A 24160-nucleotide genomic window follows, 5' to 3' on the forward strand; every position below is an offset into this window, starting at 1 on the left:
GTGTTGGATGATCGGATGGACTCATACGACGCGCCCGGCGAGCCGGTCACGGTTCACGCCCCCGCGGGCACGATCATCGGCCGCCGCGCCGGTCAGGTAAGGCGTTTCCTCGGCATCCCCTACGCCGAAGCACCCGCCGGGGTGCGGCGGTTCGCCCCGCCGGTCCCACGTGGCCGGTTCCCGGAGCCGTTCGACGCGTCCCGGCACGGGCCCACCTCGCAGCGCGTGCCGCTGTTCGCCACGACGACCATCCCGGAGCCGTCGATCCCGGGCGACGACGTGCTGAACCTCGGCATCGTCACCCCGGCCCCAGACGACGACCGGGACGACGACCGCGGGCCCCTTCCCGTCATGGTGTGGATCCACGGCGGCGGTTTCCTGGCCGGGAGCCCGGCCAGCCCGTGGTACGACGGCCGCGCCTTCGCCCGCGACGGCGTCGTCTGCGTCACCGTCGGCTACCGGCTGGGCGTCGACGGATTCGCGCCGCTGGACGGCGTCCGGCCGAACCTCGCGCTGCTCGACCTGCTGCTCGCCCTGGACTGGGTGCGGGAGAACATCGCCGCTTTCGGCGGCGATCCGGACCGGGTCACCATCGCCGGCCAGTCGGCCGGGGGCGCGGCGGTGCTCGCGCTGCTCTCCTCACCCGCGGGCAGCGGCCGCTTCCACCGCGCGGTCAGCCTGTCCGGCGGCCTCTTCGGCGGAGGCGCGGACGCCGCCCGCGACCTCCTCGAACGGCTCGGGCGCAGGCTCGGCGTGCCGCCGACGCGCACCGGATTCGGCAGCCGTACCGTGGAGCAGATCCAGCAGGCGGTCATCGACCTGCGGGACGAAGGCGGTGGCGGGCTCGTGCTCGGGCCGTGCGTCGGCGACGACCTCCTGCCGGTGCCCATCGCCGACGGGCTCGCCGTCCACGGGCACGACGTGCCCGTGCTGCTCGGCGCGACGGCCGACGAGTTCGACGGCGCCATCGAGCAGGAGGCGAGAGCCGCCGCCCGCGCGGCGGGCACCCGCGTGACGGACGCCCTGTTCCGCTCCGCCTGCGCGCGCACGGCGGCCGCCCGCCGCCAGGCCGCCGCCGGGACCTGGCTGTACTCCTTCGAATGGCCGTCTCCCGTGCTCGGCGGTGCCGCGCACTGCGCCGACCTGCCGTTCTTCTTCGACGTGCTCGACGCGCCCGGCGTCCCCCAGGCGCTCGGACCGAACCCGCCCGCCGACCTGGCCACGCTGATGCACGCCGATCTGGCCGGGTTCGTGCGCGGCCGGGAGCCGGCCTGGGCGCGGGCGACCGGCGGGCCCGGCGATCCGGCGCGCGAATACGGCCGGCCCGGAGCGGCCCTCGCGGCCGACACCACGGGCGTGTACGACCCCGTCGTACGGGCGGTGGAGGAGTGTTGATGCCCGGGATGAACCAGAGCGCCGTCCGTCGCGTCAACACCTCGGTCACCCTCCGGGCACTGGCCGTGTCGGCCGGGCCGATCACGCTGGCCGAGCTCGCCGAGCAGACCGGGCTGTCCCGCCGTACCATCGAGCTCATCCTGGACTCGCTCGTCGAGGCGGGCTGGGTGGCCGAGCTGGACCGCGTGCCGACCAGCGGCTACGCCGGGCGCCCCGCCCGCCGCTACGAACTGCGGGCCGAACACGCGCTGCTGGCGGCCGTCTGCGTCACCACCTCCGACGTGTCCGCGGTCATCGCCGACGTGCGCGGCCGCATCGTCGGCCGGGCGCACCGGCTGCTGCGCTCCTACCAGGATCCGCAGGCCACCCTCGACGACACGGCGGCGCTGGTGCTGGCGGCGCTCGACGACGCGGGCGGGTCGGCGGAGCGGCTGCGCGCCGGCGCGGTCGCCAGCGGCGGCGCGATCGACGACGACGGGGTCGTCCGGCGCCTGGTCCACACGACCCGCTGGGAAGGCGTGCACCTGCCCGAACAGCTCAGGCAACGCATCCGGATCCCCTGGTTCGCGGACAACGACACCAACCTCGGCGCGCTCGCGGAGCGCTGGCGGGGAGTCGCCAACGACCACGACAACGTCGTATGGGCGATCCTCGGGAACCGGACGGGCCTCGGCATCCTCATCCGCGGAGCCGTGCACCGCGGTCTGGACGGCGCCGCGGGTGAGATCGTCGAAGCGCGGTCGATACCGACCGGCTCCATCGAGAACCGCCCGGTGGCCTGGCTGACCTCGCCGGAACCGGCCGAACGGAGCGTCGCGCTCGGCCGCTTCGACGCCGCTCGGGCCGGTGACGCGACCGCGCTGGCTGAGGTCGACGAATTCGTGGAGAACATCGCCTCCATCCTCACCACCTTGTCGTGGACCATCGCACCGTCGCTCATCGTGCTCGGCGGCGGCCTGGAGGACGCGGCCGACGTGCTGCTGCCCCGGGTGCGCGCGGCGATGCGCGACGCCCGCGCCCCCGCGGTCGAGTTGCGCGCCACCGGCCTGGGCCGCGACGCGCCGCTCATCGGCGCGGTCAAGCTGGCCCTCGACCGGATGGACACCGAACTGTTCGGCCCACTCACCCCGAGTCAATGATCCGGCACGAGCTTGGAGTCTCACTGTGACCGACACCCCCTGCACCGATGTCCTCATCGTGGGCAGCGGCATCATGGGATCCGTCGTGGCCCGGCTGCTGCGCGAGGCCGATCCCGCGCTGGACATCACGATGGTCGACGGCGGCACCGCGATCGGGGAAGCGCCCGGCCTGCACCTGCACGACCTCGACGACCCGGTCCTCTGGTCGCGCTACAACGACCGGGTCGCCACCGGCATCCAGGGCATGTACACGGGCGCCGAGGTGGTGCGGGAGGTCGCGGGCGGCCTCACCGACCTGACACCCGGCATGTTCCACGCGCTCGCCTTCGGCGAGGACGCCGAGGCGATGCCGGCGACCGCGCTCGCCTGGAACGCGGGCGGCATGGGCGTGCACTGGACCGCCGCGACGCCATGGCCCGCCGGAGCCGAGGTGTTCGACTTCGGCGACCCGGACCGCTGGGCGGCGGACCTGGACACCGCCCGCCGGGTGCTCGCCGTCACGCCGTCCGCGATCGGCCCGACCGAGGTCGGCCGGACGGTGCTCGACGTCCTGCGCCGGCGCTTCGACGGCGTCGGACCCGGGGACCGGCGACCGCAGCCGATGCCCATGGCCGTCACCGCGACGGCGTCGGGCCCCATGCCGCGCACGGCCCCGGGGACGATCTTCCCCGCGATCGCGGCGGGCGGGGACCCGGGATTCACCCTGACGACCGGCACGCTGGCCACGACGCTCCTCGTCTCCGGCGGGCGGGTCGCCGGGGCCCGGCTGCGCCGCGTCGCCGACGGAGCCGAGTGGGAGCTCCTGGCGGACACCGTGGTGGTGTGCGCCGACGCGCTGCGCACTCCGCAGCTGTTGTTCGCCTCGGGCATCCGGCCCGCGGCGCTGGGCCGCTACCTCAACGAGCACGCGTTCATCACCGCCCGGGTGCTCCTCGACCTCGACCGGTACGGCCTCGGCCGCGGCGACCTGCCCCTGCCGCGCCCCGGCGAGTTCAGCACGGACTCGCTCTGGCTGCCCCAGAACGGAGCGGCACAGCCGTTCCACGGACAGATCATGAACCGCACGTACGTGGACGAAGGCGGCGACGCCCTCGCGTACTCCGTGGGCCTGGGACTGTACGCCCCCGTCGAGTCCCGCCCCGAGAACCGGCTCGTGTTCTCGGAAACCCGGACCGACCTCGCCGGAATGCCGCGGATCACCGTCGAGTTTGGCTACTCCGACGCCGACCGCGCGCTGATCGGCCGCGCGCTCGACGAGGTCCGGTCGATCGCCGAGGAGTTCGGCCCGTTCGATCCCGCGACCGAGCGCGCGCTGCTGCCGCCCGGCTCGTCGCTGCACCAGACCGGCACCGTCCGCGCCGGTCTGGCCGACGACGGCACCAGCGTGTGCGACCCGGATGGCCGGGTGTGGGGCTTCGACAACCTGTACGTTGCGGGCAACGGTGTGATCCCCACCGCGATGGCCGCCAATGTCACCCTGACCGGCGCGGTTACCGCGGTGCGGGCCGCTCGCGCCGTCGCAGGACGACACGCGGCGCGGGCCGCACACCGAGAGGAAGCACGATCGTGATCGACATCGCCAGGGAATACCGCGTGGCGCTGCCCGCGTGGATCGACGACGAACTGGCCGCCGTGCCCGCCCTCGTCCCCGGCCGCGACGACCGGATGCGCCTCGTGCACCGCCTGGCCGACCGCAACTGGCGCGAGGGCAACGGCGGCCCGTTCGCCGCGATCGTCGCCGAGCCGGAGTCCGGCCGGATCGTCTCGGTCGGCGTGAACGTCGTGCTCGCCTCCGGCGTCTCCAGCGCGCACGCCGAGGTCGTCGCGCTCGGACTCGCCCAGCGGGCGGTCGGCGGCTGGGACCTCGGCGGCGACGGGTCGCCCGCGCACGAGCTGGTCGTGAACTGGCGTCCGTGCATCCAGTGTTACGGCGCGGCCATGTGGTCCGGGATCCGCGGCCTCGTGGTCGCCGGTGAGGGCCCCGAACTGGAGGAGATCACCACGTTCGACGAGGGCCCGCTCGGCGCGGACTGGGCCGAGCAGTTCGAGGCGCGCGGCATCCGGGTCACCCGGGACGTGCTCCGGGACGCGGCGCTCGCCGTGTTCCGCGACTACCGCAAGGCCGTCGACACCGGCGGCGTCACCGTCTACAACGCCCGCGGAGGCACCGAATGACGCTGGGGACCACCACCGAACCCCGCTTCGCCACCGACATCATCACCTTCTACCACCCGGGGTTCTGGGGGCTCGACTCCGCCGGCGACTTTCGCGAATGGGCACTCAAGAACCCCGACCGGTTCTGGGAGCGGGTGCTGGACGCGCTGGCCGAGGCCGGTGTCAGCGGCATCGAGCTGACCTTCGCGCCCGGCGACATCGACTCGGCCCTGCGGGCCTTCGGCGACGCGCCGTCGTTCCGCCGCGAACTCCAGGCTCGCGGCCTGTCCGTCGTGAGCGCCTTCATGGCCGCGAGCGAAGCACCCGACTGGCGGCACGGTGACAACCTGCCCGCGATCGTCGCCGACGCCGAACGGCACGCCGCCTTCCTCGCCGACGTGGGCGCGGAACTCCTCGTCGCCGGGCTGCCCATGCGCCAGACGTTCGGGACGCGCCCGCCCTTCTTCGTCGACGCCGCGTACATGACCCGGATGGCCGACATCGCCCACGCGGCCGGTGAGGCCGTCGCCCGGCACGGTGTGAAGCTCGCCTTCCACACCGAGTCCAACAGCACCCTCTGGTACGAGAGGGACATCGACCTGTTCATGGCGTTGACCGATCCCCGCTACGTGTGGCTCTGCCCCGACTCCTGCCACATCGCGCTCGGAGGCGGCGACCCCGTCGCCGTCGCGCGCCGCCACGCCCAGCGCATCGCGCTGGCGCACTGGAAGGACGCGGTCAAGCCCATCGACGTCGAGCTCACCATCGACGAGACAGTCTTCGCCCAGCAGCAGCCCTACATGACCGAACTGGGCACGGGCATCGTGGACTGGCGCGGGTGGGCCGAGGCGATGTCCCGCACGCCCGGCGCCGGCATCGTGCTCATCGAGCTGGACGAGGCGGCCGATCCGGTCGCCGCGCTCCGGGCCGGGACGGCCGTCGTGCGCGCGGCCAGGACACGGCCGTCTCCGGCCTGACCTGGGCGTCGAGCCGGCCGACCGCAGGAATGACAAGGGGTGGCCGAGCCGACATTGACACCGGCTACCGGCTGTCGCAAGGTGAGCGCAGGCTGACAGAAGGGTTCCCATGTCGTCTGAGCGCCTTCCGGGACCGTCGAACGTCCCTCCGCCTCCACGCCGGGGCGACAGCTCGGTGCACGACCTGTCGAGGGCCACGGGTGAGGACGGCGGGGGCTCCGCGTTCCGCCGTGCCCTCGGCTCGCCCCGGACCCACGAGACCGTCCGGGCGCTGGTCGACGCCGGCGGCCAGATGCGCATCGCGGACCTGCAGGACCGGGCTGGGTTGTCGTTCCTGCAGTTCACGGCGGTGCTGGCCGAGCTGACGGAAGAAGGGCTGGTGACGGTCAAGGGGCCTCCCGGCGACGAGGTCGTCCACCTGTATCGCGAGGTGTGAGCCATGTGGGCGCCCTTTCTCGCGGTCGTCCTCATCGGCGCGCTCGTCGCGCTGGCCGAGCTGGTGTCGCGGTATCGCGACAACCCCGCCGGCGCGCTGTGGTCGGTGCCGGCGGCCTTCTACGTCGCCGTCAACGCGGGCGGCGCGGCGGCGGCGTTGTGGACGGTCACGCAGTTCGGGTGGACCTTCGGCGCCACGGGGGAGAGCGTCACGTTCACGCAGGTGCTGGCGGCGGGGTTCGGGTCGGGGGCGCTGTTCCGCAGCTCGCTGTTCAACGTCACGGCGGGCAATCAGGTGATCGGGGTCGGGCCGAGCGCGGTGCTCACGGTGATCCTGTCGGCCGCCGACCGGGCGGTGGATCGGGGGCGCGCCAGGATCCGGTCCAAGGGGGTCGGCGAGATCATGGGCGGGTTCCCGTTCGAGCGGGGCGCGGACGCGCTGTTCCATTACGCGGTGGCGGCGCTGCAGAACTTCACGCCCGCCGAGGTCAAGGTGGTCGAGGATCGGATCGCGTCCCTCCGCTCGGGGCGGGAGGCCACCCTTCCCGAGCAGGTCAAGTCGTATGTGCTGGGTCTGTCGTTGCAGGCGCTGATCGGTGAGAAGGTCCTGCGGGAGCTGGTGGAGTCGTTGCGGCCCGCCTTCGAGCAGACGCCGCCCGCCGAGCAGGTGCTGCTGGACACGCTGCGCGCCAACGGCACCTCCGAGCTGCGCAGGCTTCAGGCGCTGTCGGGGCTGCAGTTGTTCGAGTTCTCGCGGGTGCTGGACGGGCTCGTCGCGGCGGGGCGGGTGGCCGTGGACGGCGGGTCGGGCCAGGAGATCGCGAGCTTGGCGAAAATGACGCCTTGACGTACGAGGGCTCGCATCGTCAAACCGCCGCGAGGAGCGGCATCAGCCCGGTGATCTCGGCGAGTTCCTCGGTGGTCGGTTCCCAGTCGCCGGCGGCCGCGTTGGCCCGGACCTGCTCCGGGGCGGTCGCGCCGGCGATCACCGAGCCGCAGCCGGGCAGCGCGGCCAGCGCGCCGATGGCCACGTCCAGGAGGGACCGGTCGTGCTTGTCGGCCCAGGACGTCAGCGCCTCCACCCGGTCCAGCTTCTCCGGCGTGACGAGGTGGGGACGCTCCGCGAGCCGGCTCCCGGCCGGCGGCTCGAGCCCGCGCCGCACCTTCCCCGTCAGCAGCCCGTGGGCCAGCGGGAAGTACGGCAGCACGCCGACCCCGTAGTGCAGGGCCGCCGGCACGACCTCGCGTTCGGCGCCGCGCTCCAGCAACGACCAGTGGTTCTGCGCCGACACGAACGGTGCGCATCCCCTCGCGCGGGCCACGTGCGCGGCCTCGGCGATCTGCCAGCCGGCGAAGTTGGAGCTGCCGACGTAGCGCACCTTGCCCTCCCGTACCAGCTCGGTCAGGGCCTCCAGCGTCTCCTCGATCGGGGTGACGCCGTCGGGGAAGTGGTACTGGTAGAGGTCGATGTGGTCGGTACGCAGGCGGCGCAGCGACCCCTCCACCGCGCGCCGGATGTACGCCCGCCCGCCCAGCGTTCCGGACGCCGCACCCTGGTCGCCGGGTCTGCCGAACTTGGTGGCCAGCACCACCTGGTCCCGCCGGCCGGCCAGCACCTCGCCGAGGATCTCCTCGGAGGCGCCGTGCACCGCGCCGTACGCCTCGGCGGTGTCGAAGAGCGTCACGCCCTCCTCGATCGCCGCGTCCACCACCTCCCTGGTGCGGGCCGCGTCGATCCGCGAGCCGATGTTGTTGCAGCCCAGACCGACCACCGACACCCGCAGGCCAGAATCGCCCAAGGTCCTGTAACGCATGATCCGAAATCACCCTTCGCTCGAACGGTCCGCCGGAGCAGCGCCCCAGGTGACCGGCAGGCGGTCCACCCCGTACACCGCCATGCGGTCACGGGTCGGCACCTCGGCCACCGGAACGGCCAGGCGCAGGTCGGGAAAGCGCTCGAAGAGCGCGGTCAGCGCGATGCGGAGCTCGGCCCGGGCGAGATGCTGGCCGAGACACTGGTGGATGCCATGCCCGAAGGCCAGGTGCCCGGTCGCGGAGCGGGCCAGGTCCAGGGTGTCCGGGTCGGGGAAGCGTTCCGGGTCCCGGTTCGCGACCGGCAGCGCCAGCACCACGGTCTCGCCGGCCGCGATGACCTGGCCGCCGAGCTCGACGTCCGTCAGCGCGGTGCGCCGTACGTCGAACTGGAGGATCGACAGGTACCGCAGGAGCTCCTCGACCGCCGGTTCGGCGAGCTCCGGGTCCGCGGCCAGGCGGGCTCGCCGGGCCGGGTCGGTCAGCAGGACGAACGTCGCGAGCGCGAGCATGCTCGACGTGGGCAGATGGCCGGTGGCCAGCAGCACCATCCCGAGGTTGGTGAGTTCGTCGTCGCTCAGGTCGCCGGTCGCCACGGCGTGCGCCAGCAGCCCGTCGTCCGGCGGGCCTGATCCGGCGCGCAGGCGCTTGAGGAGGCCGCGTACCGTCTCCGTGATCGACATCACGGCCTCGGCGGTCTGGCCCGGTGTGGAGTCCAGGTCGTTCATCACTCCGGTGGCCGCCTGGATCACGTGCCGGTCCCGCGCGGGGACGCCGAGCAGCTCGCAGATGACCAGCGCCGGAACCGGGACGGCGAACGACGCGACGAGGTCGGCGGGCGGCCCGGCGGCCGCCATGGCGTCGAGCGCCTGCGCGGTGTAGCGCCGGATCGCGGGCGTCAGCTCGGCGACGCGGCGAGACCCGAAGTGGCGGCTCAGCAGGCGGCGGTACCGGGTGTGTTCGGGCGGGTCCATGTGGGGGAAGATCCCCGGCTCGGCGGGCGTCGGCCGCTGCTGCGCGCGCTCGCGGCCGACCGGCTGGTGCAGCAGCTCGCGCTGGGTGCTGAAGCGTGGGTCCGCCAGGATGGCGCGGGTGACGGCGTACCCGGTCGCCACCCAGCCCACGTGCCCGTCAGGATAGGCGAGCCGGCTGAGCGGGGCTCGCTTCCGCAGCTCGACGGGCGGGTCGAAGGGATTGGGCCGGTCGGTCTCCAACGGCTGGGCCTTCCGACCATCGCTCATCCGGCAACCTCCCACCTGCGCGCCGACCCGGCACGCCGTTGATCATCGGCGGTGATGATTATGCATGGTGAGTCCGAAAAATGACACCACTAGTCATTTATGGTTCATCCGATTAGCATCGGCGCTGACCGCCCGGAGGCACATCTGTCAACACTCACGTTGCGAACCGCCGTGAGTATCGCCGGTCTGTAGTGGCGACCCGGCAGCTTTTTCAGCAGTCTCTTTCTCTCCTCCAGCAGAGGTGTTAATGGCGTATCTGGATGCGCAGGTCGCAGTTGTCGGTGCGGGACCGGTGGGGCTCATGCTCGCGTGTGAGGTGGCCCTCCACGGCGTTTCGGTGGTGGTGCTCGAACGGCTGCCCGCGATCGAATGGCGCCCGAAGGCCGAGGGCATCACCGGACGGGCCATCGACATCATGGACCGTCGCGGTCTCATGATCGGGGTCACCGAGGCGCCTGCCGCGCCGCTGACGTCCGAGCAGCAGGATCGCATCGCCGAGGGGGAGCGGCGGCCGGACAGCTTGCTCCCCAAGGCGTTCCCCGGCGCGCGGCACTTCGCCACCATGTTCCTGCTCCGCCCGGAGTCGCCCGACCTGCTGGTGCCCCAGCAGCTCCTGGAGGAGGACCTGGCGCGGCGCGCGGCGGACCTGGGCGTCGAGGTACGGCGCGGCCACACCGTCACCGGTGTCGTCCAGGACGACGACCGCGTGTGTCTCGACGTCGAAGGCCCGGACGGGCCGTACCGGATGGAGGCGGAATGGCTCGCCGGCTGCGACGGCGGCCGGAGCGTGGTCAGGAAGCTGTCGGGCATCGCCTTCCCGGGCACGGACGGCGTCACGGCCGGATACCGCGCCTTCGCCGAGATCGACGACCCCGAATTCCATCTCCCCGGCTGGTTCCGCAAGGACGGCGGGCTCCTCGTGTACGAGGAGGGACCGCCCCGGTTCATCACGCTGGAGTTCGACGGCCCACCGGCGAACCGGGACGCCCCCATCACGCTCGAGGAGTTCCAGGAGTCGCTGCGCCGGCTCAGCGGCACCAAGGTGACGGTCACCGAGGTCAAGAAGATCACCCGGTTCACCGACAACGCGCGGCAGGCCGAGACGTACCGCAGCGGGCGGGTGCTGCTCGTCGGCGACGCGGCGCACGTCCACTCGCACTGGAGCGGCCCCGGACTGCGGCTCGGGCTGGGAGACGCCCTCAACCTCGGCTGGAAGCTCGCCGCCGTCGCGCGCGGCTGGTGCCATGAGGACCTGCTCGACACCTACCACTCCGAGCGGCACCCGATCGGCGAGCAGACGCTGGAGATCCAGCGTGCCTCGATCGCGCTGATGCGCCCCGGCCCGTACGTCGACGCGTTGCGCCGGCTGCTCACGGAGCTGCTGCTCCGCGACGAGGCGAACCGGCAGCTCACCTCCCTGGTCGACGACCTGCACATCAGCTACGACATGGGCGACCTGTCGCTGACCGGTCCGCTGGTCGGGCGCTACAGCCCGGATCTGCGCCTACGGTGCGCCGACGGCCCCGTACGGCTCGCGGAGCTGCAACGCACCGGGCGGGCGCTGCTGCTCGACCTCGGCGCCGGCCCCGAGCCGCGGGCACTCGCCGAACCCTGGGCCGACCGGATCGACGTGGTCACGGCCGAATGCGCCGAGGCCCCGGCGGACGCCCTGCTGATCCGCCCGGACGGCTTCGTCGCCTGGAGCACGCCCGGTGACCCGGCGTCGCTGCGAGGCGCCCTCACCCGATGGTTCGGCCACCCGGACAGGAGGCTTCGCGATGAGTGACCCCAAGCTGACCACGCTGCCCGGGTCGGCGCCGCTCGCCGAGGCGATCGACGTCGTCGAGCGGGACGGAGCGTTGATCATCGAGGACTTCGTCGACGCCGGCACGCTCCGCGGCCTGTGGGACGACCTGGGCCCGGACCTGGAGCGCCAGGCGGACGGCGACGGCCGCCTGGTCGGCGAGAAGACCCGGATCCTGCCGGGTCTGATACGCCGGAGCGGGCACTCGATCGCGATCATGCGCCAGCCGCACCTCCTCGGCTGCGCGCGGCACTTCCTGCAGCGCCCAGTGAAGGCCTGGCTCGGCGAGCAGCGCGTGGAGCTGGTCCCGACGATCCAGCTCGGCATATCGCGGGCGATCCAGATCAGGCCCGGCGTGCCGCTCCAGGGGCTGCACCGGGACGACACGGCCCACCTCCGTACCCACCCGGGTCCGGAGAGCCGGGTGCAGGTCATGGTCGCCGCGAGCGAGTTCACCGCGCGCAACGGCGCCACCCGCGTGATCCCGGGCAGCCACCGGTGGGACGACGAGCGGGCGCCCCGCGACGACGAGGCGGTCCCCGCCGAGATGCGGCCCGGCGCCGCGCTGCTGTGGCTCGGCAGCACCTACCACGGCGCCGGCGTCAACGCCTCCGACGCGCCGCGCACCGGCCTGTCGTACGCCTACGACCTCGGCAACCTCCGCCAGGAGGAGAACCATTACCTGTCCCTGCCGCTGGACACGGTCCGCGGCTACCCCGAGGACATCCAGCGGCTCCTCGGCTACGAGGCCTGCCCACCCATGTGCGGGCTGTACGAGCTGAGCGATCCGATGCTGCTGCTCCGCGACGGGGCGGAGAACCCCGCCGCGACGGCGGGCCCCCAGTGAGGCCCGACGGCCTTTCGCACCGCTGAAGGAGGACGCATGCGAACACCCGACATTTTCCTGCGCAGTATCGGCGTCCATCTGCCGCCGGTGGTCAGCGTCGAGTCGGCCGTCGCCGAGGGCCGCTACCCGGCCGACGAGATGGAGTACTTCCGCCTCGGCGGCGCCGCGGTGGCCGGCGACGTACCGGCGCCGGAGCTCGCGCTCCGCGCGGCCCGGCACGCGTTCGAGCGCTCCGGCGGGATGTCACCACAAGATCTGGACCTCATGCTGTACGCCGACGTCTGGCACCAGGGGCCGGAGGGCTGGCAGCCGCAGTACTACCTGCAGCAGCACCTCATCGGCGGCGACGTCCTGTCCGTCGAGCTGCGGCACGGATGCTGCGGGCTGTTCAGCGCCCTGCAGCTCGCCTCCGGGTACCTGCGGCCGGGCGGCAGCGCGCTGCTGGTCGGCGCCGACAACCACGGCACCCCGCTGGTCGACCGGTGGCGCATGATCGAGGGCAACGTGATGGGCGACGCCGGGTGCGCGCTGCTGCTCACCACGGACACGGGCTTCGCGGAGCTGCGCTCGGTCAACGTGGTCGTGCTCCCGGAGGCCGAGTCGGTCAACGACGGCGGCGTGCCGATGTTCCCGCCGGACGCGACCGTCGGCCGGCCGCTCGACTTCGCCGCCCGCAACCGCGAGTTCCGCAAGCGCCTTTTCGCCCGCGACGGCGCCGGTGTCATGCTGGCGATCCAGACGACGCTGATGGGGCTGGTCGACCGCACGCTCAAGGAGGCGGGGATCACCCTCGACGAGGTGGCGCGCGTGGCCTTCCCGCACGGGCGCTGGGACGACCTGGAGCACCGGGGGGTGAACTGGTTCGGGCTGACCCTGGCCGACACCACCTGGGACTACGGCGCGAGCGTCGGGCACCTCGGGGTCAGCGACCAGTTCGTCGCCCTCGACCACCTGCTGGCCGTCGGGGCGCTGGCCCGCGGCGACTACATGCTGCTCGTCGGTCTTGGCGCCGGCACCACCATGGCCTGCGCCGTCCTGCGGATCCTCGACGTCCCCCAGGAGTACGCCCCCGGCGGGCGCGGCTGAGCAGGCGCCCGCATCGAGGATCGAGTTCGACGAGCCCGGGAGGCGGCATGGAGACGGCGGACATGTACATCAGCGGGGTCGGGTCGTACCTCCCCGCCACGGTGAGCGTGGAACAGGCCGTGGCGGCGGGGTGGTATTCGGCCGAGGAGGTCGAGCTGCACCGGCTCGCCGCGGTCGCGGTGGCCGGTGACGTCCCGCCACCGGAGATGGCGTTACGGGCGGCGCGGAGCGCGGTGGCCCGCAGCGGTCGTTCCCCCACCGAGCTGGACCTGCTGCTGTACGTCTCGACCTGGCATCAGGGCCCGGAGGGCTGGCCGCCCCAGGCGTACGTGCAACGCCATCTGGTCGGCGACGGCGTCCTGTCCACCCAGCTCAAGCAGGGCTGCAACGGCATGTTCGCGGCCCTGGAACTGGCCGCCAGCTACCTGCGCGCGGCGCCCGGCCGCCAGGCGGCGCTGCTGGTCGCCGCCGACAACTACGGCACCCCGCTCGTCGACCGGTGGCGGATGCTGCCCGCGGCCGTCGCCGGTGACGCGGGCAGCGCCCTCGTGCTCGACACCGAGCCGGGGTTCGCCCGGCTGGCGTCGGTGTGCACGATGTCGGTGTCGGAGGCCGAGGAGATGCACCGCTGCGCCGAGCCGCTGTTCCCGCCCGGCGTCACCGAGGGCCGCACGGTGGACTTCGGGGCGCACAACGACGTGTTCCGCCGGCGCGCGGTCGTCGAGGGCGACGGCACCGGGGTGCTCGTGACGCTGGACGAGCGGATGGCCGAAGTGATCGACCGGGCCCTGTCGGAGGCCGGGATCAAGCCGGATGACGTGACCCGGGTGGCGTGCATGAACACCTCCCAGGAGATCGCCGACCAGATCTGCGAGCACCGGCTGGGCATCCCGGCATCCCGGTCGGCCTGGGACTTCGGCCGGACGATCGGCCACTGCGGGGCCAGCGACCAGATTCTCGCGCTGGAGCACCTGGTCCGCGGCCATGCCCTCCAGCCCGGCGACCACCTGCTGATGTTCGGCTTCGGACCGGGCGTGACGATCTCGGCCGCCGTCGTGGAGATTCTCGAGTCGCCCGTGTGGGCGCGGATGCGGAGTGACGTGTGATGGATCGACCGGTCGAGATGATCGCGCTGATCGGGATCGGCTGCCGCCTGCCCGGCGGCGTCGGCTCGGCGGAGGAGTACTGGAACCTGCTGTGCGAGGGACGGGACGCCAGTGGACCGGCGCCCGCCGACCGCTGGCGCGACTACGCCGACCGCGGCCCGTCGTACGCGGCGGCGGTACGCCGCACCCTCGCGCACGGCAGCTTCCTGGACGGGGTGGCCGACTTCGACGCGGAGTTCTTCGGGCTCTCGCCGCGCGAGGCGGAGCTGATGGACCCGCAGCAGCGTCTCGTGATGGAGACCGCGTGGGAGGCGCTGGAGCACGCCGGGGTGTCCCCGGACGCGCTGGCCGGCACGGACGCGGGCGTGTACGTGGGCGTCTGCACCGGCGACTACGGTCATCGGCTGCTGGAGGACCTGCCCGACATCGAGGCGTGGACCGGGATCGGCGCCGCCGGCTGCGCGGTCGCCAACCGCGTGTCGTACGCGCTCGACCTGCGCGGCCCGAGCCTGGCGGTGGACACGGCCTGCTCGGCGTCGCTGGTGGCCGTCCACCTGGCCGTGCAGGCCCTGCGGGCCGGCGAGACCGACGTGGCGCTGGCCGGCGGGGTCAACCTCATCCTGTCCCCGGGCGAGACGCTCACCCTGGACGCCGCGGGCACCCTGGCACCGGACGGGCGCAGCAAGTCGTTCGACGCCGCCGCCGACGGGTACGGGCGGGGCGAGGGCTCGGTGGTCGTGGTGCTCAAGCGGCTCGCCGACGCCGTACGCGACGGGGACCGGATCCTCGCGACCATCCGCGGCAGCGCGGTCAACCAGGACGGTCGCACCGCGGGCATCATGGCGCCGTGCGGCCAGGCGCAGGAGCACGTCATGCGCCGCGCGCTGCGGCAGGCGGGCGTCGAGCCGGGCACGGTCGGCTACGTCGAGGCGCACGGCACCGGCACCGCGGTCGGCGACCCCCTCGAAGCCGGCGCGCTGGGCGCCGTGTACGGGGCGGGCCGGCCGCCGGAGCAGCCGTGCCTGATCGGCTCGGCCAAGTCCAACATCGGTCACCTCGAGGGTGCCGCCGGCATCGCCGGCCTGGTCAAGGCCGTCCTGGCGCTCGAACGCGGCGAGATCCCGCCGAGCCGGCTCGACACGCCCACGCCGGCCGTCGACTGGGAGGGCGCCGGGCTGCGGGTGGTGGCCGCGCCGACGCCGTGGCCCGGCTCCGCGCATCCGCGCCGGGCCGCGGTCTCCGCCTTCGGCTACGGCGGCACCGTCGCCCACGTCGTCCTCGAAGAGGCGCCGCCGGCCCGGCCGTCCGCGGAAAGGGCCGCAGGGCAATCCGCCGAAGGGATCCTTTCCGCCGAGGGGGCCGCAGAGCCGTCCGCCGAAGGGATCCTGGGACTTTCCGCCGAAGGGACCGCGGGCCGGCTGTTCCCGGTGTCCGCCGCGTCGCGGGCGGCGCTGCGGCAGGCCGCCGGCAACCTCGCCGACGTCGCCGGTCGCCTGCCGGCGGCCGACGTCGGGCACACGCTCGCGCTGCGCCGGGCCCACCTGCCGCACCGGGCGGTGGTGGCGGCACACAATCCGGCCGCGCTGGCCGTGCGGCTACGCGCCCTGTCGGCCGGCACCCCGCACGACGCCGTGACCACCGGACGGGTGCTCATCGACCCCGGCCCCGGCCCGGTGTTCGTGTTCTCCGGACACGGCTCGCAGTGGGCCGGCATGGGCCGGGAGCTGCTGGAGACCGAGCCGGCGTTCGCCGCGGTGATCGACGAGCTGGAGCCGGTGTTCTCCGTCGAGATCGGCTTCTCGCCCCGGAAGGTGCTCACCGAGGACGAGCTGATCGAGGTGGACCGGATCCAGACCATGATCTTCGCGATGCAGCTCGGCCTGGTCGAGCTGTGGCGTGCGTACGGGGTGCGCCCGCACGCGGTCATCGGCCATTCGGTCGGCGAGATCGCCGCCGCCGTGACGGCCGGGGCGCTGAGCCGCCTCGACGGGGCCCGGTTGATCTGCCGGCGGTCCCGGCTGCTGCGGCGGGTCGCCGGTCGCGGCGCGATGGCCATGGTGCAGCTGCCGTTCGACGAGGCGGCGCGGCTGCTGGGAGACCGTACGGACGTGGTCGCCGCGATCGCGTCGTCGCCCGGCTCGACGGTCGTCTCCGGCGATCCGGACGCCGTCGCCGAGGTGCTGGCCGGCTGGCTCGAGGAGGGGATCCCGGCCCGCCGGGTCGCCTCGGACGTGGCCTTCCACGGGCCGCAGATGGATCCGCTGCTGGCCGACCTGACCGCCGCCGCGGCCGACCTCACGCCCGGCGCCCCCGGCATCCGCGTCTACTCGACGGCGCTGGACGATCCGCGGGCGGAGCACGGCTTCGCCGGCACGTACTGGGCGGCCAACCTGCGCCGGCCGGTGCGCCTGGCCGACGCCGTCGCGGCGGCCGCGGCGGACGGATACCGCGCGTTCGTCGAGATCTCCCCGCACCCGGTGGTCACCCACTCGGTGCTGGAGACGCTGGGCGCGGGCGGGCACGAGGAGGTCTTCGTCGGCGCGTCGCTGCGGCGCAACCGTCCCCCGAGCGTCACCCTGCCGGCCGGTGTGGCCGCGGCGCACTGCGCCGGCCTCGAGGTGGACTGGCAGCGGCTGCAGCCGGCCGGTGGTCCGGTCGTGCTCCCCTCCTACCCGTGGCAGCACCGCAGGCACTGGCGTACGCCGTCGGCCCCGGACACCGCCGGCCGCGGCCACGATCCGGACACGCACACGCTGCTCGGCGACGGCGTCGATCTCGCGGGCACCGACGTACGGCTCTGGCGGACCGGCGTGGACGACCAGACGCGGCCCTATCCCGGCAGCCACGCCATCGAGGGCGTGGAGATCGTGCCGGCCGCGGTGCTCGCGGCGACCTTCTTCGCCGCCGCCGGAGGCCAGCTGCTCGGCGAGGTGACGATGTCGGCGCCGCTGCTGACCGCCGACCGTCGCGAGGTCCAGGTCGTACGGCAGGGGAGCGAGCTGCGGCTGGCCGCCCGCGCTGCGGGCGAACCGGACGCCGCCTGGCAGATGGTCGCCACCGCCGCGGTGCCCTCGACGCCGGGGGAGGCGCCCGTGCCACCGGCGCGGCCGCTCACGCCGGTGGAGCCGGGCCTGGTCGGGCAGCGGCTCGCCGCGGTCGGCGTACCGGAGACCGGGTTCGACTGGCAGGTCGAGGAGCTGCTGCGCGGCCACGGCGCGCTGCGCGCCCGGGTACGGTGCGGGCCGTCCGCCACGTGGGCGCCCGTCCTGGACGCGGCGATGTCGGTGGCGCCGAGCGCGTTCCCCGGCGATCCGCTGCTGCGCATGGTGACGCACGTCGATCGGCTGGTCACGCTCGGGGAGCCGCCGAGCACGGTGGACATCGAGGTGTGGCTCGACCCCGAGCGCGCCGACACGGTGGAGGTACGGGTGACCGACGGTGCCGGCGCCGTCGTCGGCTGGCTGTCGGGTCTGCGCTACCCGGTGATCGACGTGCCGGCCGGTGCTGAGAACGGCGCGGAGAACGGCGCCGACGGCGTGCGGCCCGCCGAGTCGATCGCCGGCCTGGGACCGGCGGAGCTGCGCGCGTTCCTGCTCGAAGAGGTCGGCGCGCAGATCGCCAAGGAGATGCGGCTGGCCCCTGCCGACCTGTCGCCGTACCGGCCGCTGGTCGAGCAGGGATTGGACTCGGTGCTGACGGTGGTGGTCCGGCGGCGGCTGGAGAAACGGTTCCGGTGCTCGCTGCCGACGACCCTGCTGTGGCGGCAACCGACCGTCGCCGCGGTCTCCGACTACATCGCCGGGCTGGTGTCCGCCTCAAACGGCAACGGCAACGGCAACGGCAACGGCAACGGCAGCGCCGAGGCGGGCTGAGGAGTCACCTCGGGCGCTCCAGGGCGATCACGGCGGGAACGCGGTCCGGGCCGGCGGCGCGGAGCATGCCGTACCCGATGCCGGCGAGTCCGGTCATCAGGCCCGGCACCTGGACCCCGCTCACCGTGCCGCACGCCCACTCCTGCCGCGCGGCGGAGGCGTGCGCCAGGCCGGCGGCTTCCGCGCGCAGCTCAGGATCGTTCCTGAGCGCGGCCGTCTGCAGGAGCAGTTCGAGGTTGCCGAAGTCGCCGTGGCACAGGCACTGGCTGCGCCCGAAGCCGTGCGCCCTGGTGAGCGTCAGGGCCGCGTCGACCTCGGCCCGCGCGAGTGACCCCGGCAGCCACCGGGAGGCCAGCACCCGGCTGAGGCCGATGCCCATCGCGCCGTAGCACCAGAACGTGGTGGGCGGCGCGTCGGCGGGAAGGTCGATCGCGGAATGGTCGCGCAGCTCCGTGAAGGTGCCCGCGCCGGCGTCGAAGCTCTCCTGCTCGTGACGGATGGCCTCGACGCCCGCGCGTACGTAGGCGTCCTCCGCGAGCAGCTCGCCCGCCAGCCCCAGCGCCCACCCCATGCCGCCCGTGCCGTACGGCGGTACGCGCCACGAGGCGATGGAGCAGCTCCGTCAGCGGCCCGAACGCCTGCTCCAGGAACACCCCGTCCTCGAACAGCGTGCCGCCGAGCCCGTCGAGCCGTGCGCGCAGCAGCTCGCGGCCGTGCCGCGGCAGCGGGGCCACCAGCGTCGAGAGCAGGTTGATCTGGGTCGGTTCCCAGTCCGCGCCGGGGCCGCCGTCGCGGAGGAAGCCGCTGTCGTGGACGATGTCCATCCACTCCGGCTGCTCACCGGTGCCGGCGGGGCCCGCCAGCAGGGCGAGCAGGCGGTCCTCGTCCAGGCCGTCGGCCGCCAGCCGCCGCTGCCAGAGCCCGGGTGTGTCGAACGGCTTGGCGGAGCGCCACCCGGCCAGCCGCCGCCTGGCGTCCTCGCCCGGCGGGCCGGGGGAGGGGGCCCGGCGGCGTTCGGCCAGCGGAGCCGCACGTAAAGGGGCGGGTACGCCCGCGAGGGCGTACCCGGAAGGATCAGGCACAGCAGGACACCGTTCCGGAGCAGATCCGCGTGACCGCGCTGATGGTGGCGCTGGCACGGTCCTCGCTGAGCGTGTTCACCTTGAACGCCTGGTCCAGCTCCAGAGCGGGGTCGCCGGCGAATCCGGCATACGACTGGTTCATGACTACCTCCCGATATCTCTCCGTGGGGCGACCGCCCTCGCCGCGAGCGTCGGACGGCGCCACCGCTTACCTCTGCCACGAAACCAGCCGCGCCTGTCGCGAGGCTGTCGGCCGCCTGTCGCGCGAGGCCCTGGGTCACGGATGTGTTGCGGACTCTGGCGGGCGTCTCGCAGAAGATCGTGTCCAGGGTCCTCAACAACGAGCAGTACGTCTCGGCCGAGGTGCGCCGGCGCGTCCTCGCCGCCGGGTCACGGCTACGCGTTCACGGCCGGCGGGAGGGTCACGGATCTCGGCCCGACCTCCTTACCGCACGTTGATTGGAGGCGGGGTGGGCCGTGGCGGTCAGGCGCGCATGTTCGCGCCGCCGTCGATGGCCCACACCTGGCCGTTGATCCATTCGGCGTCGTCGGACAGCAGGAAGGCCACGACCGCGGCCAGGTCGCCCGGGCGGCCCAGCCGGGTGGTGGGAACGTGATCCAGGAACATCTTCTGGAGCTGGACGTCGTTCTGCGCCGCCTGCGTCTCGCCCATGACCAGGCCGGGCATCACTCCGTTGCAGCGCACGCCCTCGGGGCCGAAGCGCCCGGCGATGTGCCGGGTCAGCGCGTTGACCGCCGACTTCGAGGCCCCGTAGGCGGGGCGCTTGCGGTCGCTGGCGCTGACCGCGGCGCCGGAGGAGCAGTTGACGATGCTGCCGCCGCCGTTGGCCAGCAGGTGCGGCAGGACGGCGCGAGCGGTGCGGACGTAACCCAGGACGTTGACGTCCAGAGTGCGTTCCCAGACGTCCAGGTCGGTGTCGAGCAGCGACTTGTCACGCCCGAGGGTGCCCGGCGACAGGTCCGCGCCGACGTTGAACAGGCCGTGCACGGCGCCGAACTCCTCGATGGTCCTGGCGACCATCGCGTTGACGGAGTCCTCGTCGGCGAGGTCGAAGCGCACCGCGATCGCCGAACCGCCGACCTCGGTGATCTTGGCGGTGGTGGCCTGCGCGCCGGAGAGGTTGACGTCGCCGACGACGACGTTGGCGCCTTCCTCGGCGAGCCTGATCGCGGTCGCCGCGCCGATGCCGGTCGCCCCGCCGGCCACGATGATCGCCTTGTCCTTCAAACCACGCATTGTCCGCTCCGATCGGCTGGGGCGATCTCATGGCCGCCCAAACCGTACACATGTGTACGTTTCTGTCGCCGCTAAACGTACAATCCTGTACGGTTCGTGGCAAGTTAGGGTTGGACCGTGCAGGAAAGCGGGTGCCAGTGACACGGAAGGACGCCGTCCGCAACCGGGATCGGCTGCTCACCGCGGCGCGGCAGATGTTCGCCGAACACGGCCACGACGTCGCGCTGGAGGAGATCGCCCGGGTCGCCGGGGTGAGCCGAACCACGATCTACCGCAACTTCGCCACCCGCGAGGAGCTCGCGGCCACGGTCTTCGCCGACAACGTCGCCCAGATCGAGCACCATGCCGCCGGGCTGCGGGGACAACCCGACGGCGCGGTCACGTTGTTCGACTTCGTCCTGGACATGCAACTGGACAACCGCGGCCTCGCCCAGGTCCTGTCCAGCGCCGACCTGCAGTGGTTCATGGAGCATGCCCGCCGCATCGCGGCCTGCTTCGAGCCTCTCCTCGATGCCGGCCGCGCGGCCGGCATCGTCCACCCCGTCGTCGACGTCGACGACCTGATGCTCGCCATCTCCATGGGGGAGAGCGCCGTGGCCACCAATGACGCCGCCCAGCGCGACAACCGCCACAAACGCGTACGAGAGATGCTGCACCGAGCCCTCTTCACCCGCTGACGCCGGCGCCTTCGGCGTGGACTGTACTTCGAAGAGCATGACGGAGTTTCATACTCGGAGACGAACGGTACGAGAGTCGGGAGAGCGATGCGGGTTCCGATGACGATTGCGGACTTCCTGGACCGGGCCGAGCTGGGGTTCGGGGACAGCCCCGGAGTGATCGACGAGCCCGATCAGCCCGCACCGCCCGTGACGGCGTCCACGTACGGGCGGCTGGGTGATCGGGTGCGGGCGTGGCAGGCCGGGCTGGACGCACTCGGCACACGCGAAGGCGACCGGGTCGCGGTGATCAGCCACAACTCCGCCCGCCTGCTGGAGCTGCTGTTCGCGGTGCCGATGAGCGGCCGCGTCTGCGTCCCGGTCAACTTCCGCCTGAAGGCCGACGAGATCGATTACGTGGTACGGCAGAGCGGAGCCTCGGTCGTGCTGGTCGATCCCGAGCTTCGCGAGGTGACCGCGGGGATCGAGACGCACCACCGTTTCGTCCTGGGAGAGCAGACCGAGACGGAGCTGATGCGGTTCGACACGGAGCCGCGTCCCTGGTCGAACCCGGACGAGGACGCCACCGCGACGATCAACTACACCTCCGGGACGACGGCCCGCCCCAAGGGGGTTCAGCTCACCCACCGCAACATCTGGGTGAACGGACTGACCCTCGGCCTGCACACACGCGCCTGGGAGCGGGACGTCTACCTGCACACGCTGCCGATGTTCCACTGCAACGGCTGGGGCATGCCGTTCGTCATGGCCGGGCTCGGCGTCAAGCAGGTGGTGCTGCGCAAGGTGGACGGAGCGGAGATCCTGCGCCGCGTGGACGAGCACGGCGTGACCCTGATGTGCGGTGCGCCGGCGGTGTGGAGCCTGGTGCTGGACGCCGCGGCCGGCTGGGAGGGGGAGATCCCGGGCCGTGACCGCGTACGGATCGTGTGCGCCGGGGCACCACCCCCGAGCCGGTTGATCCAGCGGGTGGAGGAGGAGCTGGGCTGGGAGTTCATCCAGATCTACGGTCTGACGGAGACCTCGCCGCTCCTGACCGTCAACCGCTCCCGGCCGCAGGACGACGACCTGCCGGGCGATCGACGGGCCCGGCGGCTTTCGCGGGCGGGGCTCCCGGCGCTGGGGGTCAGACTGCGGGTCGCCGAGTCCGGGGAGGTGCTGGCGCGGTCGAATGTCGTGTTCGACGGCTACTGGGAGAAGCCTGAGGAGACGGCGAACGCGCTGAACGACGGCTGGTTCCACACCGGCGACGGCGGCGACATCGACGAGGCGGACGGGCACCTGACGATCTCCGACCGCAAGAAGGACGTGATCATCACGGGAGGCGAGAACGTGTCCTCGATCGAGGTCGAGGACACCATCTTCAGCCATCCCTCGGTGGCCGAGGTGGCGGTCATCGGAGTGCCGGACGCCAAGTGGGGGGAGACGATCAAGGCGCTGATCGTACGGGCCGAGGGCGCGGCGGTGAGCGAGGCGGAGATCATCACGTACTGCAAGGAACGGATGGCCGGATTCAAGGCGCCGACGAGCGTGGAGTTCCGGGACACGATCCCGCGCACGGCGACCGGCAAGATCCAGAAGTTCAAGCTGCGCGAGCCCTACTGGGCCGGGCATGACCGAGGTGTCAACTGACGTCAGGCACGGGCGACGATTCGCGGCCGTCCAGGAACCGGGCGAGACAGGCGGTCGCCCGCCGCCGGTAGGCCGCGACCGTCTTGTCCGCACCACATCCCGGCGTTCGTTATAGTGAACATATCGTTTAGCTTATGGAGAGTGTGATGCAGGTCAGGACTTATCTCGATGACACCTACGCGGAGCGGGTCGATACCCGGGTGATCGCTGTGGGGCACCGGGAGGGGCGGCCCTGGGCGGCCGTGGAGCATTGCCTTTTCCATCCGCAGGGTGGTGGTCAGCCCGCTGACCGGGGGTGGCTGGAGGAGGTCGAGGCCGTACCCGTGTGGGATGAGCAGTCGGGGCTGATCGTGGCCGTGCCCGCCTCCGAGGAGGTCGGGTGGCCGGTCTTCGCCGAGGGGCAGCGGGTGCGGGCGCGGATCGATCTGGGGACACGGATGGCGCACGCGGCCTTGCACACGGCCGGGCATCTGGTCGAGGCGGCGGGCCGTGCCCAGGCGTGGGAGCTGGCGGGGAACAACCACTTCCCCGGCCAGGCGCGCATCGAGTTCACCGCCCCGCGGTCTGATCCTCGGCTGGCCGATCCTGAAGGCCGGGAGGAGGTCATCGCCGAGCTGCGGAAGGTCGTGGCGGCGGCCATCGCCGAGGACCTGCCGGTGACCGCGGAGACGGGCGAGCACGGGCGACGCGTGGTCCGCCTGGACAACCTGCACGCCGCGCCCTGCGGGGGGACCCATGTGCGCAGTCTCGGCGACCTCCACGATGTGGTGCTGCCGACGCTGAAGGTCAAGCGGGGCCGCATCCGTGTGTCGTACTCCGCCGCTCACGGGCCGCGATGATGGCCGCGGCATCCGGGCGGTCGACGAGCAGCAGCGCCGCGGCGGTGGGAGCGCAGATCCGCCGGCGTCGTGAACAACGCGGGATGAGCGGCTCCGAGCTGGCGCGGCGTGCGGGCCTGAGCAAGGCGACGCTCTCGCAGTTGGAGGCCGGTAAGGGCAATCCGACGATCGAGACGCTCGACGCGCTCGCGATCGCGCTCAGGATCCCGCTGACCGACCTGCTGACCCGCGACACCGACCCCGGCCCGGTGTTCGTCCCCGGCACCGAGATCGCCGAGGGCGAGGTCGGCCGGGAACTGCTACGCCGGATCAGCAGCGGCCACAGCCTGGAGATCTGGCGGCTGCGGATGCCCGCCCACACCGACCTGACGGGTGTGCCGCACGCGACCGGCACGGTGGAGCACCTGCTGGTCGCCTCGGGCCGGCTGACCGCAGGACCCGCCGACGCCCCGCGCCTGCTGGGGCCGGGCGATCTGCTCGCCTTCGCCGGAGACGCCCCCCATCTCTACCGCACCGACGCCGGACCGGCGGACGTCACCGTCGTCATCGCCTCGCCCATCGTCGGCTGAAAGCCACCCGGAAGCCAGGCCCGCACCATGAGCATCGCCGAGCGGCACCTTCCCTACGCTTCAGGGGGCGTGACGCGGAGCCCGGGCCGTGATCGGGCTTGGTCAGCGAGGCGGTCAGGTGATCGCGGAAGCGGCGGGGGGTGCGGGTCACCCACGACGACAGCGCGATCCCAGGGAGGAAGAAGAGCAGGAACAGCGCCTGCCGGCGTCGGCGCGTGGCGAGGTCCCTTGAGGATGG

The 24160-nt window shown here is 72.9% G+C and carries 23 protein-coding genes; 18 read left to right on the plus strand and 5 right to left on the minus strand.

Annotation, left to right across the window (positions count from 1 at the left end; genetic code table 11):
- Positions 1-15: 15 nt before the first annotated feature.
- The 7 genes from AB0L65_RS56955 (at position 16) to AB0L65_RS56985 (ending at position 6947) form a co-directional block, all read left to right on the plus strand.
- Positions 16-1395, plus strand: a complete 1380-nt coding sequence (locus AB0L65_RS56955; protein ID WP_364265036.1) for a carboxylesterase family protein — start codon at positions 16-18, stop codon at positions 1393-1395.
- The gene (locus tag AB0L65_RS56960) at positions 1395-2534 is read left to right on the plus strand and encodes an ROK family transcriptional regulator (protein ID WP_364265038.1); all 1140 of its coding nucleotides are present in this window, start codon (positions 1395-1397) and stop codon (positions 2532-2534) included. Before AB0L65_RS56955 ends, AB0L65_RS56960 begins: the two co-directional genes overlap by 1 nt.
- A 25-nt stretch (positions 2535-2559) precedes the next feature.
- A complete protein-coding gene (locus AB0L65_RS56965; protein WP_364265040.1) occupies positions 2560-4104 on the plus strand; it encodes a GMC oxidoreductase in 1545 nt (514 codons plus the stop codon).
- On the plus strand, positions 4101-4709 hold the full coding sequence (locus AB0L65_RS56970) for a nucleoside deaminase (protein ID WP_364265042.1): 609 nt from the start codon (positions 4101-4103) through the stop codon (positions 4707-4709). The genes AB0L65_RS56965 and AB0L65_RS56970 overlap by 4 nt, the downstream gene beginning before the upstream one ends.
- Positions 4706-5665 carry a sugar phosphate isomerase/epimerase gene (locus AB0L65_RS56975; RefSeq protein WP_364265044.1) on the plus strand — a complete coding sequence of 320 codons (960 nt, stop codon included), beginning with the start codon at positions 4706-4708 and terminating at the stop codon, positions 5663-5665. Before AB0L65_RS56970 ends, AB0L65_RS56975 begins: the two co-directional genes overlap by 4 nt.
- A gap of 109 nt (positions 5666-5774) precedes the next feature.
- Positions 5775-6101 carry a hypothetical protein gene (locus tag AB0L65_RS56980; protein WP_350735925.1) on the plus strand — a complete coding sequence of 109 codons (327 nt, stop codon included), beginning with the start codon at positions 5775-5777 and terminating at the stop codon, positions 6099-6101.
- Between the two features lie 3 nt (positions 6102-6104).
- On the plus strand, positions 6105-6947 hold the full coding sequence (locus AB0L65_RS56985; protein WP_364265046.1) for a hypothetical protein: 843 nt from the start codon (positions 6105-6107) through the stop codon (positions 6945-6947).
- Between the two features lie 19 nt (positions 6948-6966).
- Here the strand turns inward: AB0L65_RS56985 and AB0L65_RS56990 are convergent, their stop codons facing one another.
- Both AB0L65_RS56990 and AB0L65_RS56995 read right to left on the minus strand, forming a co-directional pair.
- Positions 6967-7914: an aldo/keto reductase gene (locus AB0L65_RS56990; RefSeq protein ID WP_364265048.1), complete on the minus strand. Its 948-nt coding sequence runs from the start codon at positions 7912-7914 to the stop codon at positions 6967-6969.
- A 9-nt stretch (positions 7915-7923) separates the two neighbouring features.
- Positions 7924-9153: a cytochrome P450 gene (locus AB0L65_RS56995; RefSeq protein ID WP_364265050.1), complete on the minus strand. Its 1230-nt coding sequence runs from the start codon at positions 9151-9153 to the stop codon at positions 7924-7926.
- Positions 9154-9400: 247 nt separating this feature from the next.
- On the opposite strand from AB0L65_RS56995, the gene AB0L65_RS57000 reads away from it, so the two are divergent.
- From AB0L65_RS57000 to AB0L65_RS57020, 5 genes are read left to right on the plus strand one after another with little or no spacing between them, the layout of a single operon-like run.
- The gene (locus AB0L65_RS57000; protein ID WP_364265052.1) at positions 9401-10939 is read left to right on the plus strand and encodes an FAD-dependent monooxygenase; all 1539 of its coding nucleotides are present in this window, start codon (positions 9401-9403) and stop codon (positions 10937-10939) included.
- Positions 10932-11804, plus strand: a complete 873-nt coding sequence (locus tag AB0L65_RS57005; protein WP_364265054.1) for a phytanoyl-CoA dioxygenase family protein — start codon at positions 10932-10934, stop codon at positions 11802-11804. The genes AB0L65_RS57000 and AB0L65_RS57005 overlap by 8 nt, the downstream gene beginning before the upstream one ends.
- Before the next feature lie 36 nt (positions 11805-11840).
- On the plus strand, positions 11841-12890 hold the full coding sequence (locus AB0L65_RS57010) for a ketoacyl-ACP synthase III family protein (RefSeq protein WP_364265056.1): 1050 nt from the start codon (positions 11841-11843) through the stop codon (positions 12888-12890).
- 47 nt (positions 12891-12937) lie between these two features.
- Positions 12938-13996 (plus strand): ketoacyl-ACP synthase III family protein, encoded by a 1059-nt coding sequence (locus AB0L65_RS57015; protein WP_364265058.1) that lies wholly within the window; start codon positions 12938-12940, stop codon positions 13994-13996.
- On the plus strand, positions 13996-17868 hold the full coding sequence (locus AB0L65_RS57020; protein ID WP_364265090.1) for an acyltransferase domain-containing protein: 3873 nt from the start codon (positions 13996-13998) through the stop codon (positions 17866-17868). The genes AB0L65_RS57015 and AB0L65_RS57020 overlap by 1 nt, the downstream gene beginning before the upstream one ends.
- A 4-nt stretch (positions 17869-17872) precedes the next feature.
- Here AB0L65_RS57020 and AB0L65_RS57025 read toward each other — a convergent pair whose 3' ends face one another.
- On the minus strand, positions 17873-18439 hold the full coding sequence (locus tag AB0L65_RS57025; RefSeq protein ID WP_364265060.1) for a lanthionine synthetase LanC family protein: 567 nt from the start codon (positions 18437-18439) through the stop codon (positions 17873-17875).
- Here AB0L65_RS57025 and AB0L65_RS57030 point away from each other — a divergent pair.
- The gene (locus tag AB0L65_RS57030; RefSeq protein ID WP_364265062.1) at positions 18438-18905 is read left to right on the plus strand and encodes a hypothetical protein; all 468 of its coding nucleotides are present in this window, start codon (positions 18438-18440) and stop codon (positions 18903-18905) included. The genes AB0L65_RS57025 and AB0L65_RS57030 overlap by 2 nt on opposite strands.
- Positions 18906-18942: 37 nt before the next feature.
- On the opposite strand, the gene AB0L65_RS57035 is transcribed toward AB0L65_RS57030, so the two are convergent.
- Positions 18943-19092 carry a hypothetical protein gene (locus tag AB0L65_RS57035; protein ID WP_319719248.1) on the minus strand — a complete coding sequence of 50 codons (150 nt, stop codon included), beginning with the start codon at positions 19090-19092 and terminating at the stop codon, positions 18943-18945.
- Positions 19093-19235: 143 nt separating this feature from the next.
- On the opposite strand from AB0L65_RS57035, the gene AB0L65_RS57040 reads away from it, so the two are divergent.
- Positions 19236-19409 carry a LacI family DNA-binding transcriptional regulator gene (locus tag AB0L65_RS57040; RefSeq protein WP_364265064.1) on the plus strand — a complete coding sequence of 58 codons (174 nt, stop codon included), beginning with the start codon at positions 19236-19238 and terminating at the stop codon, positions 19407-19409.
- A gap of 25 nt (positions 19410-19434) precedes the next feature.
- On the opposite strand, the gene AB0L65_RS57045 is transcribed toward AB0L65_RS57040, so the two are convergent.
- Positions 19435-20208 (minus strand): SDR family oxidoreductase, encoded by a 774-nt coding sequence (locus AB0L65_RS57045; RefSeq protein WP_364265066.1) that lies wholly within the window; start codon positions 20206-20208, stop codon positions 19435-19437.
- Positions 20209-20339: 131 nt separating this feature from the next.
- Here AB0L65_RS57045 and AB0L65_RS57050 point away from each other — a divergent pair, with 131 nt between their 5' ends.
- The 4 genes from AB0L65_RS57050 to AB0L65_RS57065 all read left to right on the plus strand — a co-directional run bounded on the left by AB0L65_RS57050 (position 20340) and on the right by AB0L65_RS57065 (position 23922).
- Positions 20340-20885 (plus strand): helix-turn-helix domain-containing protein, encoded by a 546-nt coding sequence (locus AB0L65_RS57050; RefSeq protein ID WP_364265068.1) that lies wholly within the window; start codon positions 20340-20342, stop codon positions 20883-20885.
- A gap of 99 nt (positions 20886-20984) precedes the next feature.
- Positions 20985-22514: an AMP-binding protein gene (locus AB0L65_RS57055; protein ID WP_364265070.1), complete on the plus strand. Its 1530-nt coding sequence runs from the start codon at positions 20985-20987 to the stop codon at positions 22512-22514.
- 134 nt (positions 22515-22648) lie between these two features.
- Positions 22649-23353 carry a hypothetical protein gene (locus tag AB0L65_RS57060; protein WP_364265072.1) on the plus strand — a complete coding sequence of 235 codons (705 nt, stop codon included), beginning with the start codon at positions 22649-22651 and terminating at the stop codon, positions 23351-23353.
- On the plus strand, positions 23353-23922 hold the full coding sequence (locus AB0L65_RS57065; RefSeq protein WP_364265092.1) for an XRE family transcriptional regulator: 570 nt from the start codon (positions 23353-23355) through the stop codon (positions 23920-23922). Before AB0L65_RS57060 ends, AB0L65_RS57065 begins: the two co-directional genes overlap by 1 nt.
- The last annotated feature ends 238 nt before the right edge of the window (positions 23923-24160 follow it).

Source organism: Nonomuraea sp. NPDC052116 (assembly GCF_040680035.1).
GTDB classification, from domain to species: domain Bacteria; phylum Actinomycetota; class Actinomycetes; order Streptosporangiales; family Streptosporangiaceae; genus Nonomuraea; species Nonomuraea angiospora_A.